Raw genomic sequence first — 13770 nt, 5'->3', positions numbered from 1 at the left:
GATGGTGCTTCGAACGAACGGACTCACGAAGCGCTTCGGCGGCGTCACCGCGGTCGACGACGTCGACTTCGAACTCGGCGAGGAGTGCTGTTCGCTCATCGGCCCCAACGGCGCCGGCAAGACGACGTTCTTCAACCTCCTGACGGGGGTGCTGTCGCCGTCGGCCGGCACCGTCGAGTACCGCGGTTCGGGCGACTACGTCGACATCACCGACTACGACCCCCACGAGACGGCGCTCGCCGGCATCCACCGCTCCTACCAGATAACGAACATTTTCGCGGCCTCGACGGTGCTGGAGAACGTCCGCATCGCCGCCCAGGCCCACGGCGACGGCGACGCCTGGCGGGCCTGGCGCAACGTCGACGCCTTCCCGGAGTACGAGCGGGAGGCCTACGACATCCTCGACCGGGTGGGACTGGCCGACGACGCCGACGCGGTCGCGGAGACGCTCAGCCACGGCGAGAAGCGCAACCTCGAGGTCGCCATCGCGCTGGCCGGCGACCCCGACGTACTCCTGCTCGACGAACCGACGGCGGGCGTCTCCAGCGACGGCATCGGCGCGCTGACCGACCTCGTCGAGGACATCGCCGAGGACCACGCCGTCCTGCTCGTCGAGCACAACATGGACGTGGTGATGGAAGTCTCCGACCGCATCGCCGTCCTCCACCAGGGATCGCTCATCGCGGACGACGACCCGACGGCCGTCCGGAACAGCGAGCGCGTCCAGGACGCCTACCTCGGCGGCTACGAGCGCGGCGAGGCGACGGGCGGGGACGCCGCCGGGGGTGAGGCCGCATGAGCCTGCTGGAGGTCGACGATGTCCACAGCTACTACGACGAAAGCCACGTCCTGCAGGGCGTCTCGCTGTCCGTCGAGGCCGGCGAAACGGTCGCGCTCATCGGCCGCAACGGCGTCGGCAAGACGACGACGCTGCGCTCGATCCTCCAGTTGACGCCGCCGCGCCGGGGCACCGTCACCTACGACGGCGTCGACGTCACCGGCCGGCCGACCCACGAGGTCGCCCGCATGGGCATCGGCTGGGTGCCCGAGGAGCGGCGAATGTTCTCGCACCTGACCGTCGACGAGAACATCCGCATCGCCACGCCGCCCGACGCGTCCGTCCAGACCGCCTTCGAGACGGCCTACGACGCGTTCCCGGACCTGGCCGACCACCGGGGCCGGGAGGCGGGCGACCTCTCGGGCGGCCAACAGCAGATGGTCGCCATCGCGCGCGGGCTGGTCGGGGACAACGACACGCTGCTCGTGGACGAACCGAGCGAGGGACTGGCGCCGCAGATCGTCGAGGCCGTCGCCGACGCGCTGTCGACGGTCGCCACCGAGACGACGGTGCTGCTCGTCGAGCAGAACTTCCCGCTGGCGATGGACCTCGCGGACCGGTTCTACCTGCTGGACCACGGGACCGTCGTCGAGTCGGGATCGACCGAGGACGTCACCCGCGACGACGAGACCATCCGGAGGTACCTCTCGGCATGACGGCCGCCGTCGCAGCCGTCGACGCCGTGCCGCTGTTTGCGCCCGTCGACATCGGCATCCGCGCCGTCTCGAAGGCCGCACTCTACATCGTCATCGCCAGCGGGCTCAGCCTCATCTTCGGGCTGATGGGCGTGCTGAACTTCGCACACGGCTCGCTGACGATGATCGGCGCCTACCTCGGCGGGGCCATCATGGTCGCGGCGGTGTCCTCGGGGACGAGCGGGATCGCGCGGTTCGCCCTGTTCTTCGTCGCCGTCGCGGCCGTCTTCGCCGTGCTGACGGCCTTCGGCGCCGGCGTCGAACTCGCGCTCATCCGGCCCATCTACGACCGGGAGCCGCTGTTCCAGATACTGCTCACCTTCGGACTGGTGCTGGTGCTCGACGAGGCGGCCCGCATCGTCGTCACGCTGGCCGGCCTCCAGCCACAGACGACGTGGCAGGACGCCGTCGGGACCGCACCCGCGTTCTTCGCCCGCCGCTACGAGATTCTGGGCGTGAACACCCGCTGGGCGCTGTTCGCCTTCGAGGCGCTCGTCGGCCTGTTGCTCGTCGTCGGCGTCTTCCTGTTCCTCAACCGGACGCGGTACGGGCTCTACATCCGCGCCGGCAGCGAGGACCCCGAGATGACCCAGGCGCTCGGCATCGACATCCGGCGGGCCTTCACCGTCGTCTTCGGCGTCGGCGCCGGACTGGCGGGGATGGCCGGCGTCCTCCTGATGTGGGACCCCCGGTTCGGCGCGACCGTCCCGCTGAGCGTCGAGACGCTGCTGATCGCGTTCATCGTCGTCATCATCGGCGGCCTGGGCTCGTTCAAGGGCACCGTCGTCGCCGGCATGCTGGTCGGCCTCGTCGACGCGCTGATGTCGTGGCTGTTCATCAACGTCGTCGACTTCCCCGGCCTGCCGGAACTGGTGCTGTTCGCCGTGCTCGTGACCGTCCTGATCGTCCGCCCGACCGGTCTCTTCGGCGTCGAGGAGGTGGGCGGCCATTAGCGACCCCGACCCCGCCCCCGAGGGTGCCGACGCCGCCGACGGCGAGACCGCCGACACAGACACCGATACCGCCGGGACGGAGGCGGCCGCGGCACGGCGCAACGACTCCACGCTGGGGACGTTCCGGCGGTACCTCTCGACGCACACCGCCCACGTCGCCGTGGTCGCGCTCCTGGTCGCCTACCCGCTCGTCTACCAGTTCCTCGTCGGCCTGTCGGTCGTCCTTCCGGGAACCGGTATCCCGCTGGGACAGCTACTCAACGTCTTCCTGCCGCGCGTGACGACGATGGTCGCGGTGCTGTACATCGGCCTCTTTGCGATGAGTTTCGACTTCGTCAGCGGCTATACGGGCTATCTCTCCTTCGGCCACGCGATGTTCTACGGCATCGGTGCCTACTTCGTCGTCCTGGCCGGGTCCGGGAAGGTGCCCGGCCTGGCGGCGGAGACGCCGTTCCTGCTGCTGCTCCTCGTCGGCGCGGTCCTGGCCTTCATCGTGGCCCTGGCGGTCGGCGCCGTCTCCTTCCGGCTGACGGGCGTCTACTTCGCCATGGTGACGCTGGGCTTCGCGGAGGTGGCCCGCGTGTTCATCCAGAACTGGGACTACGTCGGCTCGAACCCCCGGGACGGCGCCAGCGTGGCCGCGGGCCGAGAGGGGTTCGCGGTCGGCTACCCCGGTCTCCCCGACTTCCTGGGCGGGCTCCCCGGCGTGATAGCCGACCCGCGACAGGTCCGCCTGGGACGGCTCACCGGCGACAGCTTCGAGAACGTCCTCGGTCTCGGCATCGACCTCGAACCGGCGTTCGTCTCCTACTACGCCATCGGCGTCGTCGTCCTGGTGTGCTACCTGGCGATGCAGCGGGTCATCCACTCGCCGTTCGGCCGGGTGATGGTCGCCATCCGCGAAAACGAGGAGCGCGCCGAGGCCGTCGGCTACGACACCTTCTGGTACAAGCTCGGCGCCTTCGGCCTCAGCGGCTTCTTCGCGGCCGTCGGCGGCGGTCTCTTCGCGGGCTACCGTCGGTCCGTGGCGCCGTCGAACACCTTCGACCTCTTCGTCACCGCCGACGCGCTGCTCGCGTCCATCATCGGCGGCTTCGGAACGCTCGCCGGCCCGCTGTACGGCCACCTGTTCCACGAGACCACCGCGGGCGTCCTCTCGACGGAATCGCACGGACTGGCCCGGTTCCTCCGGGACGAACTGCCCGCGAGCGTCCTCTCGGCCGGCGTCGGGGACTTCACGCTGCTCCGGTTCGTCAACGTCTTCGTCGACGGCCGGGCCGACCTCTATCTCGGCGTGGTGTTCATCCTCTTCGTCCTGTTCGTGCCGCGGGGCATCCTCGGCACGCTCCGGGCCCGCCTCGGCGGCACCGTCGCCGAGAAACTGCCCGAACGGCTCGACCGCTACCGCCGATAGCCCGGCGGTCGGCGGTGCGGTTCGGGCTCGCGGTCAGCGGTACAGGTCGGTCTCGAAGGGACCGAGCGCACCCGCGACGGCGGTCCCCAGCGCCTCCGTGCGGGTGATCCGTCCGCTGGTGAACGCGCCGGACGCCCCCCGGCCGCGCGCCACGCCCGTCTCGTCGAGGACGTCGTCCATCACGGGTCCCAGCTCCTCGCCGTCCCGGACCCGTTCGGCGATTTCCACCGGCAGGCGGATGGCGGGCCCGGCGCCGCGTTCCAGTCGCCGGCCGTCGGCCGCCGCGGCCCACATGACGAGGTACAGCCCCGGAGCCCCGTCGAACCCGGCGACGCCGCCCTCGATGCCGACGCCGAGGTCGTACCCCGCCGCGAGGGCGTTCCGCGCGCGGTTCTCCGCCCCGGCGACCGTCTCGGCGTGGCCGGTCGGCTGTTCGCTCACCCCCGAGTCGACGGCGACGGCCTCGACGGTCGGGCCGGCGTCCCCCTCCTCCACGACCGATTCCACCGCGCGCCGCTTGACCGGGTTCCCGCTGCCGACGCCGATTCGCATGCCGCCGGCTTCGACGCCGGCGAGCAATGGCCTTCCGGAACCGCCCCCACGGCGCCGGCGTCCCCAACCAGTTTGGTAAGCGATTCATTGGGGTCGGTCGAGTAGTACTAGGTACCCATGCCGACCCCTGGAGCCGAGCAGGTGTGCCTGTGGCTCGGGGCGGTCGGCATGCTGGTGGGCACCCTGTACTTCCTTTCGGACGGCCGCGGCGTCGAGGACCGTCGGCGCCGGGAGTTCTACGTCGTCGTCGTCTTCGCCACCGCCACCGCGTTCGTGAACTACCTCGCGATGGCGGTCGGGTTCGGGGTCACCGCCGTCGAACTCGGCGGCCGCCCGACCCAGGTGTACTGGGCGCGCTACACAGACTGGATGTTCACGACGCCGCTTCTGTTCGTCGGCCTCGGCCTGCTGGCCGGCGCGACGCGACGCCAACTCGCCGTCCTCGTCGGCCTCGATGGCCTGATGGTGGTCACGGGCGTGCTGGCGACGCTATCGACGGCCACCGGCGTCTACGCGCCCGCCGGGGAACCGCTGGTCTGGTGGGCCGTCTCGACGGGCGTTCTGCTCTCGCTTCTGTACTACCTGTTCGGGCCGCTCACGGCGCGGGCCGCCCCGCTGTCGGCGGCACTGCGGTCGACGTTCCGGACCCTCCGGAACCTCGTGGCGGTCACCTGGCTCTGCTATCCCGTCTGGTGGCTGGCCGGCACCGGCGGCCTCGGCGCGACCGGCCCCGTCGTCGAGACGGCCGGCTTCGTGGTCCTCGATCTGACCGCGAAACTCGGGTTCGGGTACGTCCTCCTGTCGAGCGACGAGGCGCTCGACGACGCGGCGGCGGCGACCGACCGGGCGACGGACACGGGACGCCCCGCCGACTGACACCATGACGACGACACCACTCGCCGGACGCGCGGCGGAATCGGGCGACGACAGCCGCGACGACAGCGACAGCCGCGACAGCGGACCGCACATCGGGGCGCCGGCGACGCCGGCGCGGGTCGGACCGACGACCCGTGACCGACCGTGGTGAGCGGCCCCTCGTACCTGCAGTTCCACGTCGCCTTCCTCGTCCCGGCGCTGTCGATGCTGGCGGCCGCGGCGGTGGTCACCCGGACCCGCACGCCGCGCCGGACCGTCTGGTCGGTCGGCGGGTCGAGTTACTGGGTCGGCGTCGCCGTCGTCACCCTGCTCGCGGTGGTTTACACGACGCCGTGGGACAACTACCTCATCTCGCGGGGCGTCTGGGGCTACGGCGACGGCCGCACGCTCGTGCACCTCTGGCTGGCCCCGCTCGGCGAGTACCTCTTCTTCGTGTTACAGCCGGTGTTGACGGCACTGTGGCTCGGCCAGTTGACGCTCCGGGAGGGGTGGCCCGAACCGGGCCTGTTGCGCGGCGGCGACCTCGGCTCGCTCGTCAGGCGGGAGGCGCTGTCGGTCGCCCCGCGACTGCTCGCCGGCGCCGTCGCCGTCGGCCTCGGCGTCGCCGGCCTAGCGCTGCTGTCGACGCCGTCGACGCTGTACCTCGGCGCCATCCTCGCCTGGAGCGCGCCCGTCCTCCTCCTCCAGTGGGTCGTCGGTGCCCCGCAACTGTACCACCAGCGGCGCGTGCTCGCGGTCGGGGTCGCCGTCCCGACCGTCTACCTCTGGGTCGTCGACCGCATCGCCATCGCGACCGGCATCTGGCACATCTCCGCCGAACACACGACCGGACTGGCCATCCTCGGACTGCCGATAGAGGAGGCGCTGTTCTTCGCGGTGACGAACCTGTTCGTCGTCCAGGGACTGGTGCTGTTCCGGTGGGTGATGGACCGATGGAGGTGACCGCAACCGCCCACGCGCGGGCGGCCTTCGACCGGGTCGCCACCCGCCCCGCCTGGGCGGTCTGTGGCGTCGTCGTCGCCCTGTCGGCCGTCTCGGCGGTGGCCGGCGTCGCCCCCGGCCCGACGCTCCGGTACCTGCCGCTCGCGGCCAGCGTCGTCGTCCTGGGGTTGCCCCACGGCGCGGTCGACTACCTCGTTCCCGCCCGCCTGGGCGGTCGCTCGCTGCCCGAGTCCATGGCGCTGGTCGGGGCACTCTACCTGCTGGCCGGCGGTGCCTACGCGGTGCTGTGGCTGACCGCGCCCGTCCCCGCGGCGCTGCTGTTCGTCGCCGTGACGTGGTTCCACTGGGGGCAGGGCGATGTCCACGCCCTCGTGGCCTTCGTCGGCGCCGAGCACCTCCGGTCGCGGCCGCTACGGGCCGCGACGCTCGTGGTCCGGGGCGGCCTGCCGATGTTCGTCCCGCTCGTCGCGTTCCCGGGCCGCTACCGGGCGGTCGTCGGGACGTGGGTCGAACTGTTCGGCGCGGACCTGGCCGTGACGTGGCTGTTCGCGCCGGGAACGCGGCTGGTCGGCGGGGCGGCCTTCCTCGCGGTCACCGTCGGGACGCTCGCAGCCGGCTACCGGCAGGCGGGCGCGACCCGCGGCTGGCGGGTCGACGCCGGCGAGACCGCACTCCTGTGGACGTTCTTCCTCGCCGTACCGCCGCTCGTCGCGGTCGGAGTCTACTTCTGTGTCTGGCACTCGCTGCGGCACGTCCTGCGGGTCGCGGCCGCCGACGGCGAGACGGCGACCGTCGGGGCGGGCCTCCGGCGGTTCGCCCGCGAGGCCGCGCCGCTGACCGCGCTGTCGCTCGTGCTCCTCGTCGGGTTCGGCGCCCTCGTGCCGGCCACGCCCTCGACGCCGGCGGAACTGGCGGCGCTGTATCTCGTATTCGTCGCCGTCCTGACGCTGCCGCACGTCGCCGTCGTGACGTGGATGGACCTCCGGGAGGGCGTCTGGGCCGGCCTCAGCCGTGGGTGACCGCCCGCTCGAAGAACGCCTCCGTCAGCTTCCGCTCGGCGGCCCGGAGGTGCTGGTGGTACGTCGAGCGGTCGATGCCCATCGACGTCGCCAGTTCCTCGCCGGTGACCGAGCGGTTCCACTCGTAGTAGCCGCTGACGTGGGCCTTCCGCAGCGCCGTCAGCTGCCGTTCGGTGAGCCGCTCCTCGAGGTCGGCGACGAAGCCGCGCCGGGTCTGTGGCGGCCGCTCGCGCTCGCGGTGGGCGGCTATCTTCGTGTCGGGGTACCGCTCGCGGACGAGTTCGACGATGGCCCGCACCTCGTTCTCCTTCGGGAGCTCTACCGAGATCTCGGCGGTGCCGTCGGCGACGGTTATCGAACTGATCTTCACGCCGCGCTCGGCCAGCGTCGCCGTGATAGAGGCGTTGGCGAGGCCGAACTCCCACAGCGTGGCGTCGTCGAACTCGTGGATGGGGCTGGCCGACTCGATGTCGGGGTAGCCGGCCGCGACGTCCCGGACCGCCTCGGCGTCGGCGTCGGTCGTGAAGAACGTCAGGACGGAGCCGTCGTCGCGGTGGACCGACCCGTCGAACTCGAGATACGAGCCGGTCTCCTTCGATAGCTCGACGAAGAAGAGGTCGCTGTCGGTCGTCTCGAGGACGAGTTCGGTCACGCTGTCGGAGGCGAGTATCCGGCCCCGCTCGAGGGCGTTGATGGCCGTCCCCGCCGCCCGCCCCAGCGCCGCCATGACCACCATCTCGTGTTCGTTCAGCGCCGCCCCGTCGGTGGTGTACAGCGTCAACACGCCGTAGGTCGTCTCGCCGTACGACAGCGGAATCGCGGCGACTCCGCCGAGGTCGTCGGCATCGAGCCACGGCGTCCTCGCGGCGAGGTCGGCGAGATCCTCGCTTCCCCCGACGACCTGGATTTCGCCGGTTCGGTAGGCGGCCACCGTCGGCCCTCCCTCCTCGTCCGAGAGGTCGGCCGCGAGCGCTTCCTCGGTGGGCGACCACTCGCCGGCCTGTGCGCTGGCGACGATCGTCTCGGTGGCGTAGTCCGGCGCGCCGATCCAGCCGAACTCGTAGGTGTCGTCGGCCGCGACGCGCTCACAGACGGCGCGCTCTATCTCCGGGCGGGAGCCGGCCTGTACCAGTTCCCGGGTCACGTCCTGCAGGAGACCGTCGATGCGAACGAGCAGGTGCTCCAGTTCCTCGCGGCGCCGCCTGGCCTCCATCTCGGCCTCCTTGCGGTCGGTGATGTCCGTCTGGAAGCCGACGAAGTTGGTCACCTCGCCGTCGGGGCCGTGGACCGGCGCGATGTCGACCTTGTTCCAGAACGGCTCGCCGTCCGGCCGGTAGTTCAGCAGTTCGACGGAGACAGGCTCCCCCTCGTCGACCGCCTCTCGCATCGCGTCGATGGCCTCCCCGTCGGAGTCCTCGCCCTGGAGGAACCGGCAGTTCCGTCCCACTGCCTCCGCCTTGTCGTAGCCCGTCAGCTCCTCGAAGGCGTCGTTGATGTATATCATCGGGTTGTCCGGGCGGTCCGGGTCGGTGATGGTGATGCCGACCGGCGCCTCGTCGATGGCGCGCTCCTTCAGCCGGAGTTCCTCCCGGATGCCGACGTCGTCGATGGGCATCGGGACGCTGCCGCCGTCGCGGGCGGGGCGCCGCTCGGCGACGGCACCCTCGACGCGGTCGACCAGCAGGTCCTCCGCGCCGGGGTCCAACGCCGGGACGAACTCCGAGACGCCGGCCGAGACGGCCCGGCTTGCGACCCGGCCGTCGTCGACTCCCGAAAGCAGAACGAACGGGAGCGACGGCCGCAACTCCCGGACGGCCTCCAGCAACGCCAGTCCGTCCGTGGCGTCGTCGTGGATTCCGACCACGCAGTCGACATCGGGAGCGATGCGCCCGTCGGGAACGCCCTCGGCGACGGCTACCGAGAGGCCGTCGCGGGCTTCCAGCGCGGCTCGCGCCCCCCGCCACCGGGCCGGCCGTTCGGTGACGAACAGCACGCGAGCCGCCGGTCCCCCAGTGTCGTTCATCTCCCGCAAAAAGACGCGCTTGTGGGTAATAAGCGGTTGGGGGCCAGCAATCCGCACTCTCGCCGACCAAGGGTCAAACCGCTCTTTGTCCTTAGGAGAGTGGTTTATCAGTAGCTGTCATAGCGGCGTTCATGAGCCGAACGACAGCACTCTCGACCGTCCAGGTGGCCGCCATCGTCACCGTCGCCCTCGTCGCCGGCGGCGTCGGGGCGGTGGTCCTCGAGGACGTCGCCTCGCCGGACCGGCCCGACGACCGTCCCGGCCCCGTCGACGACCCCGGACCCGACGGGGAGGCGAGTCCCTCCGTTGGGACGTTCGCCTCCGAGGCCGAGTTTCGCTCGTACCTCCGGTCGACCGGGCGACCGGACCGGGCCTTCCGGGCCGGCGGAGCCGGCGCGGGTGGCGACGTCCGGGAGGTCGAGACGACCGACGACGTCGCGCGCGACGCGCCGACGGCCGCACCGCAGGGGACCGTCGCCGAGGAGGCCGCCGGGAACGGCGGGGACGACGGCGGCGAGCGCCGCGCCTCCGACACGAACGTCCAGGTCGAGGGCATCGACGAACCGGACGTCCTGAAGACGACGCCGGGAACGATCTACTACTCGCCGCCGGACCGCCACCCGCGGGTGGTCCGCGAGGGCGACGACCGGCGACGCCCCGACGCCGAATCGGGCGTCCGCCTGATAAACGCCAGCGACCCGGCCGCCCCCGAGGTGGCGAGCAGGCTCGACGTCTCCGGGAAACTGCTGCTGTCGGGCGACACCCTCCTCGTCTTCGAGGGCGACACCGTCGTCGGCTACGACGTCGGCGACCGCGAGGACCCCGAACGGACCTGGTCGAAGGAACTGTCGGACCGCGTCGTCACCGCCCGGCTCCACGCCGGCACGGTCTATCTGGTGACCGCCGACGGCGTCGACGTCGACGACCCCTGTCCGGTCGAGCCGATGGAGGGGGTCTCCGTCGACTGCACGGCGATCCACCGCCCCGAGAAGCCGACGCCGGTCGACACCACCTACACCGTCTCGCTCCTCGACCCGACCGACGGGGCCGTCCACGACACGGCGTCGTTCGTCGGGACCGGCGGCCGGTCGGTCGTCTACGTCTCGACCGACCGCGTCTACGTCACCTACCCCGAGCGAGTCGACCGCGCCGACATGGTCGCCCGCTTCCTGCTGGAGAACCAGTCCGACCGCCTCGACGAGGCGACGCTGAATCGCATCGAACAGCTACGGGAGTACGAACTGAGCCAGCGAGCCAAGCGCATCGAGATAGAGCGCGCCATCGACGCCTGGCTGGCCGGCCTCGACTCCGAGGAGCGCCGCGAGGCCGAGCGGGAACTCCACGAGGAGATGCGGGCGTGGGCCGCCGACAACAAGCGGCAGTTCGAGCAGACCGGCATCGTCGCCTTCGACGTCGAGGGCACCGACGGCGAGTCCCCGACGGTCGAGGCCGGCGCGACCGGCTCGGTCCCCGGCCACCCGCTCGACCAGTTCTCGATGGACGAACACGACGGCCGACTCCGCATCGCAACGACCGTCTCCGGTGCCATGGGGTCCGACAGCGAGAACGACCTCTACGTCCTCGACGGGTCGCTGTCGACGGTCGGCAGCGCGAAGGGGATGGGCGTCACCGAGCGCATCTACTCGGTCCGCTACGTCGGCGACGAGGCCTACGTCGTCACCTTCCGGCGGGTCGACCCGTTCCACGTCGTCGACCTCTCGAATCCCGAAGAGCCCACCGTCGAGGGCGAACTGAAGCTTCCCGGCTTCTCGTCGTACCTCCACCCCCTCTCCGAGGACCGCGTCCTCGGTATCGGCGAGGAGGACGGCAAGGTGAAACTGGTCGTCTTCGACGTCTCGGACCCGTCGAACCCGACCGTCGAGACCGACCGCATCCTCGACACCCGGTGGTCGGCGGTCGCCGAGAGCCACCACGCGTTCCTCATGGACCGCCGCCACGGCGTCTTCTTCCTGCCGGCCGGCGACGAGGCGTACGTCTTCGACTACGGCGACGGCCTCGACGTCGAGACGACCGTCGAGACCGAGGGGCGCGTCCACCGGACCGCCTACGTCGGCGACTACCTCTACGTCTTCGGCGACTCGTCGGTGACCGTCGTCGACGAGCGCGACTGGGAGGAGACCCACGAACTTCGGCTGGACGACGAGTGAGGTGGTCAGACGGGCGTCCCGGACCGGCCGCCCGGCCCACGGAGGTAGCCAACGAGGGCGGCGACGAGACCGACGACGACGCCGGCCGCCATCGAGAGGACGACGCCGATGCCGACCAGCACCGCGACCGCGACGGTGGTCACGAGGAACGCGGCCCCGAAGGTGCCGGCGGCGACGGCGATCCGGCGAGCGCCGGCGTCGTCCCGGCCGACACCGAGTGCGACGAGCGCGGTCACGACCGCACCGGCGACGATGCCCGCCGGAATCCCGACGAACAGCGAGAACTCGATTCGAGCGGCCAGGAGTTCGGTGACGGCGACGCCGACGAGGAGGAAGGCGGCGACACCGGCGACCAGTGCGAGACCGATAGTTCTGAGGGACATGGGAGCAGGGACGCGCCGGACGGATATATAACAGCGAGCCCGCTCCCGCCGAGAGGGAACACGGGCGGTGTCGGTGGGGTGGACGCCAGCCGTGAGGGGTGGGGCGTGGGCCGCCCGGGGCTCGTTGCGGAGCGCTACAGGTCGCTCTCCGTGCGGTTGCGGAGGATGATGGCGGTCGCGTTCATGCTCAGCAGGACGACGAGCAGCGTGACGACGCCGGCCGCGAGGACGCCGTAGCGGAACGCCTCCTGTGGGAGGGCGGACCAGGCGTAAATCTGCATCGGCATCGCCGAGAACTTGTTGAAGAGGCTGTTCGGGGCGCTGTAGACGGCGGTCCCCATCTGTATCATGATGAGCGGCGCCGTCTCGCCGATTGCTCGGCCGAGGCTGAGGATGACGCCGGTGAAGATGCCGGGCAGCGCCTCCGGCAGGACGACGTTCTTGGTCGTCTGCCAGCGGGTCGCCCCCATCGCGTCCGACCCGCGCCGCATCTCGTCGGGGACGGCACGAATCGCCTCCTGTGCGGAGACGACGGTGATGGGCAGGATGAGAAGCGACAGCGTCAGCGCCGCGGTGACGGCCGTGCCGAGACCGAGGCCGAGCAGGTTGGCGAACAGGCCGAGGCCGAGCAGGCCGTAGACCACCGACGGGACGGCTGCCAGGTTCGTGATGTTGACCTGGATGAGCCGCGTGACGGTGCCGACGACGCCGGTGTTGGAGGCGTACTCCTCGAGCAGGACCGCGGTCCCGACCGCCAGCCCGAACGACAGCACCGCGACCATGGCGATGATGATGACCGAGCCGACGATTCCCGTGTACAGCCCGGCGTTCTCCGGGGTCGAGAAGTCCGGGGCGGTCGTCAGGTACTCCAGGGTGAGCCACGAGTCGGGACCCGTGAAGCCGAAGGTCCCGACGGCGGCGGCACCGGCCACGGCCCCACCGGCCAGGAGGACGGGTAACAGCAGGCCGACCCTGCCCTCGCCCCGCTGGACGACCTGGTGGACGTAGGCGGCGGTCGGCGCCGCCGCGACCGCGAACACGGCGACCGCAGACCCCGCCGGAAGTCCGACCGCGCCGACCGGAAGGCCTGCGGCACCGGCGGCGACGACGACGGCGCCGACTCCGAGGGCGGCCCGGCGGCTCCCGTCGCGGGCGAGCACGAGAGCGGCTGCCACCGCCGCGACCGGTATCACGAGCGTCCACAGGAAGATGAGCGGCCGCGTGGGGTAGACCTGGTTCACGTTCCGGACGAACGCCGCAGCCACGAGGCCGACGAGGCCGACCGGGACGACGAACAGCGATGCGGACGACTCGGGGCGCAGCCGGCTGTACCCGAACACCAGGGCCGCCGGAAGGACGCCCAGCGTGTACATCAGCATCCACAGGCGCGGGTCGAACACCAGAAAGAGGATGCCGAGCGCGATGCCGACCATCGTGCCGCCGTAGAACCGGCCGACGAGGCCGAATCCGGCGGCGCCGGTCGGCTCCCGGCTGGCGGTGTAGACGGCGTAGGCCGTCACGGGCACGACGACGACGAAGAGGTACGCCAGCTGCCAGTTGAGCCGCGGGATGGACACCAGCAGTTCGATGCCCTCGAAGACCACCGCGGTCGCGACGAGGCCGCCACCGAGGGCGACGACCACGCGCCGCGTGACGGACCGGTCGTCGGCGCTGTAGAGACAGAAGCCGACGAACGGCACGACGAGCGTCAGGAAGTACGTCAGCAGCCAGCCGGGACTGACGCTCGCCAGCCCGAACGCGTCGACGAACACGTAGATGAGAAGCGTCGCCAGGGCGACGATGCCGAAGAGGGAGGCACCGAACGAGAGGTACTTGAACGCGATCCCCCTGACGCGGCTCACCTCACCGAAGTCGGTCCGGTCGGCGGTGGAGTCCTGCGTGGCCAT

General features: G+C 71.1%; 13 protein-coding genes. 9 read left to right on the top strand and 4 right to left on the bottom strand.

The features are described from left to right. Window position 1 precedes the first annotated feature (1 nt). From NLF94_RS18990 to NLF94_RS18975, 4 genes are all read left to right on the top strand, one after another. Window positions 2-799 carry an ABC transporter ATP-binding protein gene (locus NLF94_RS18990; RefSeq protein ID WP_350355833.1) on the top strand — a complete coding sequence of 266 codons (798 nt, stop codon included), beginning with the start codon at window positions 2-4 and terminating at the stop codon, window positions 797-799. Further along, window positions 796-1494, top strand: a complete 699-nt coding sequence (locus NLF94_RS18985; RefSeq protein ID WP_254839208.1) for an ABC transporter ATP-binding protein — start codon at window positions 796-798, stop codon at window positions 1492-1494. Before NLF94_RS18990 ends, NLF94_RS18985 begins: the two co-directional genes overlap by 4 nt. Next, entirely contained in the window at window positions 1491-2486 is a 996-nt protein-coding gene (locus tag NLF94_RS18980) for a branched-chain amino acid ABC transporter permease (RefSeq protein WP_254839207.1), read from the top strand. The genes NLF94_RS18985 and NLF94_RS18980 overlap by 4 nt, the downstream gene beginning before the upstream one ends. 160 nt (window positions 2487-2646) lie before the next feature. Next, window positions 2647-3900 (top strand): branched-chain amino acid ABC transporter permease, encoded by a 1254-nt coding sequence (locus tag NLF94_RS18975; protein ID WP_434085380.1) that lies wholly within the window; start codon window positions 2647-2649, stop codon window positions 3898-3900. 33 nt (window positions 3901-3933) lie between these two features. On the opposite strand, the gene NLF94_RS18970 is transcribed toward NLF94_RS18975, so the two are convergent. Further along, complete coding sequence (locus NLF94_RS18970) at window positions 3934-4452, bottom strand: DUF84 family protein (RefSeq protein ID WP_254839206.1); 519 nt, start codon at window positions 4450-4452, stop codon at window positions 3934-3936. Window positions 4453-4569: 117 nt separating this feature from the next. Here NLF94_RS18970 and NLF94_RS18965 point away from each other — a divergent pair, with 117 nt between their 5' ends. The 4 genes from NLF94_RS18965 to NLF94_RS18950 are packed head-to-tail and all read left to right on the top strand — an operon-like array spanning window position 4570 to window position 7289. Beyond that, window positions 4570-5328 carry a bacteriorhodopsin gene (locus tag NLF94_RS18965; RefSeq protein WP_254839205.1) on the top strand — a complete coding sequence of 253 codons (759 nt, stop codon included), beginning with the start codon at window positions 4570-4572 and terminating at the stop codon, window positions 5326-5328. Window positions 5329-5332: 4 nt separating this feature from the next. Then, on the top strand, window positions 5333-5479 hold the full coding sequence (locus NLF94_RS18960) for a hypothetical protein (RefSeq protein WP_254839204.1): 147 nt from the start codon (window positions 5333-5335) through the stop codon (window positions 5477-5479). Next, the gene (locus tag NLF94_RS18955) at window positions 5476-6270 is read left to right on the top strand and encodes a lycopene cyclase domain-containing protein (protein WP_254839203.1); all 795 of its coding nucleotides are present in this window, start codon (window positions 5476-5478) and stop codon (window positions 6268-6270) included. Before NLF94_RS18960 ends, NLF94_RS18955 begins: the two co-directional genes overlap by 4 nt. After that, entirely contained in the window at window positions 6246-7289 is a 1044-nt protein-coding gene (locus NLF94_RS18950) for a Brp/Blh family beta-carotene 15,15'-dioxygenase (RefSeq protein ID WP_254839202.1), read from the top strand. Before NLF94_RS18955 ends, NLF94_RS18950 begins: the two co-directional genes overlap by 25 nt. Here the strand turns inward: NLF94_RS18950 and NLF94_RS18945 are convergent. Continuing rightward, window positions 7276-9312: a bacterio-opsin activator domain-containing protein gene (locus NLF94_RS18945; RefSeq protein WP_254839201.1), complete on the bottom strand. Its 2037-nt coding sequence runs from the start codon at window positions 9310-9312 to the stop codon at window positions 7276-7278. The two genes, NLF94_RS18950 and NLF94_RS18945, sit on opposite strands and share 14 nt — an antisense overlap. Before the next feature lie 131 nt (window positions 9313-9443). Between NLF94_RS18945 and NLF94_RS18940 the strand changes: the two genes are divergently transcribed. Next, window positions 9444-11480 (top strand): beta-propeller domain-containing protein, encoded by a 2037-nt coding sequence (locus tag NLF94_RS18940; protein WP_254839200.1) that lies wholly within the window; start codon window positions 9444-9446, stop codon window positions 11478-11480. 5 nt (window positions 11481-11485) lie between these two features. Here NLF94_RS18940 and NLF94_RS18935 read toward each other — a convergent pair whose 3' ends face one another. Together NLF94_RS18935 and pstA are read right to left on the bottom strand one after the other, a co-directional pair. Then, entirely contained in the window at window positions 11486-11863 is a 378-nt protein-coding gene (locus NLF94_RS18935; RefSeq protein ID WP_254839199.1) for a DUF8147 domain-containing protein, read from the bottom strand. 134 nt (window positions 11864-11997) lie between these two features. After that, window positions 11998-13770, bottom strand: a complete 1773-nt coding sequence (gene pstA, locus NLF94_RS18930; RefSeq protein ID WP_254839198.1) for a phosphate ABC transporter permease PstA — start codon at window positions 13768-13770, stop codon at window positions 11998-12000.

It is taken from the genome of Natronomonas marina, from assembly GCF_024298905.1.
GTDB classification, from domain to species: Archaea; Halobacteriota; Halobacteria; order Halobacteriales; family Haloarculaceae; genus Natronomonas; species Natronomonas marina.
The sequence above is the reverse complement of the archived record's forward strand: the minus strand, read 5'-3'. Positions and strand labels throughout refer to the sequence as shown.

Bases quoted from the DNA above. Each gene is read 5' to 3' on its own strand.
- NLF94_RS18980 (WP_254839207.1), top strand. From the start codon at position 1,491: ATGACGGCCGCCGTCGCAGCCGTCGACGCCGTGCCGCTGTTTGCGCCC.
- NLF94_RS18965 (WP_254839205.1), top strand. From the start codon at position 4,570: ATGCCGACCCCTGGAGCCGAGCAGGTGTGCCTGTGGCTCGGGGCGGTC.
- NLF94_RS18935 (WP_254839199.1), bottom strand. From the start codon at position 11,863: ATGTCCCTCAGAACTATCGGTCTCGCACTGGTCGCCGGTGTCGCCGCC.
- pstA (WP_254839198.1), bottom strand. From the start codon at position 13,770: ATGGCCACGCAGGACTCCACCGCCGACCGGACCGACTTCGGTGAGGTG.
- NLF94_RS18970 (WP_254839206.1), bottom strand. From the start codon at position 4,452: ATGCGAATCGGCGTCGGCAGCGGGAACCCGGTCAAGCGGCGCGCGGTG.
- NLF94_RS18940 (WP_254839200.1), top strand. From the start codon at position 9,444: ATGAGCCGAACGACAGCACTCTCGACCGTCCAGGTGGCCGCCATCGTC.
- NLF94_RS18990 (WP_350355833.1), top strand. From the start codon at position 2: ATGGTGCTTCGAACGAACGGACTCACGAAGCGCTTCGGCGGCGTCACC.
- NLF94_RS18945 (WP_254839201.1), bottom strand. From the start codon at position 9,312: ATGAACGACACTGGGGGACCGGCGGCTCGCGTGCTGTTCGTCACCGAA.
- NLF94_RS18985 (WP_254839208.1), top strand. From the start codon at position 796: ATGAGCCTGCTGGAGGTCGACGATGTCCACAGCTACTACGACGAAAGC.
- NLF94_RS18960 (WP_254839204.1), top strand. From the start codon at position 5,333: ATGACGACGACACCACTCGCCGGACGCGCGGCGGAATCGGGCGACGAC.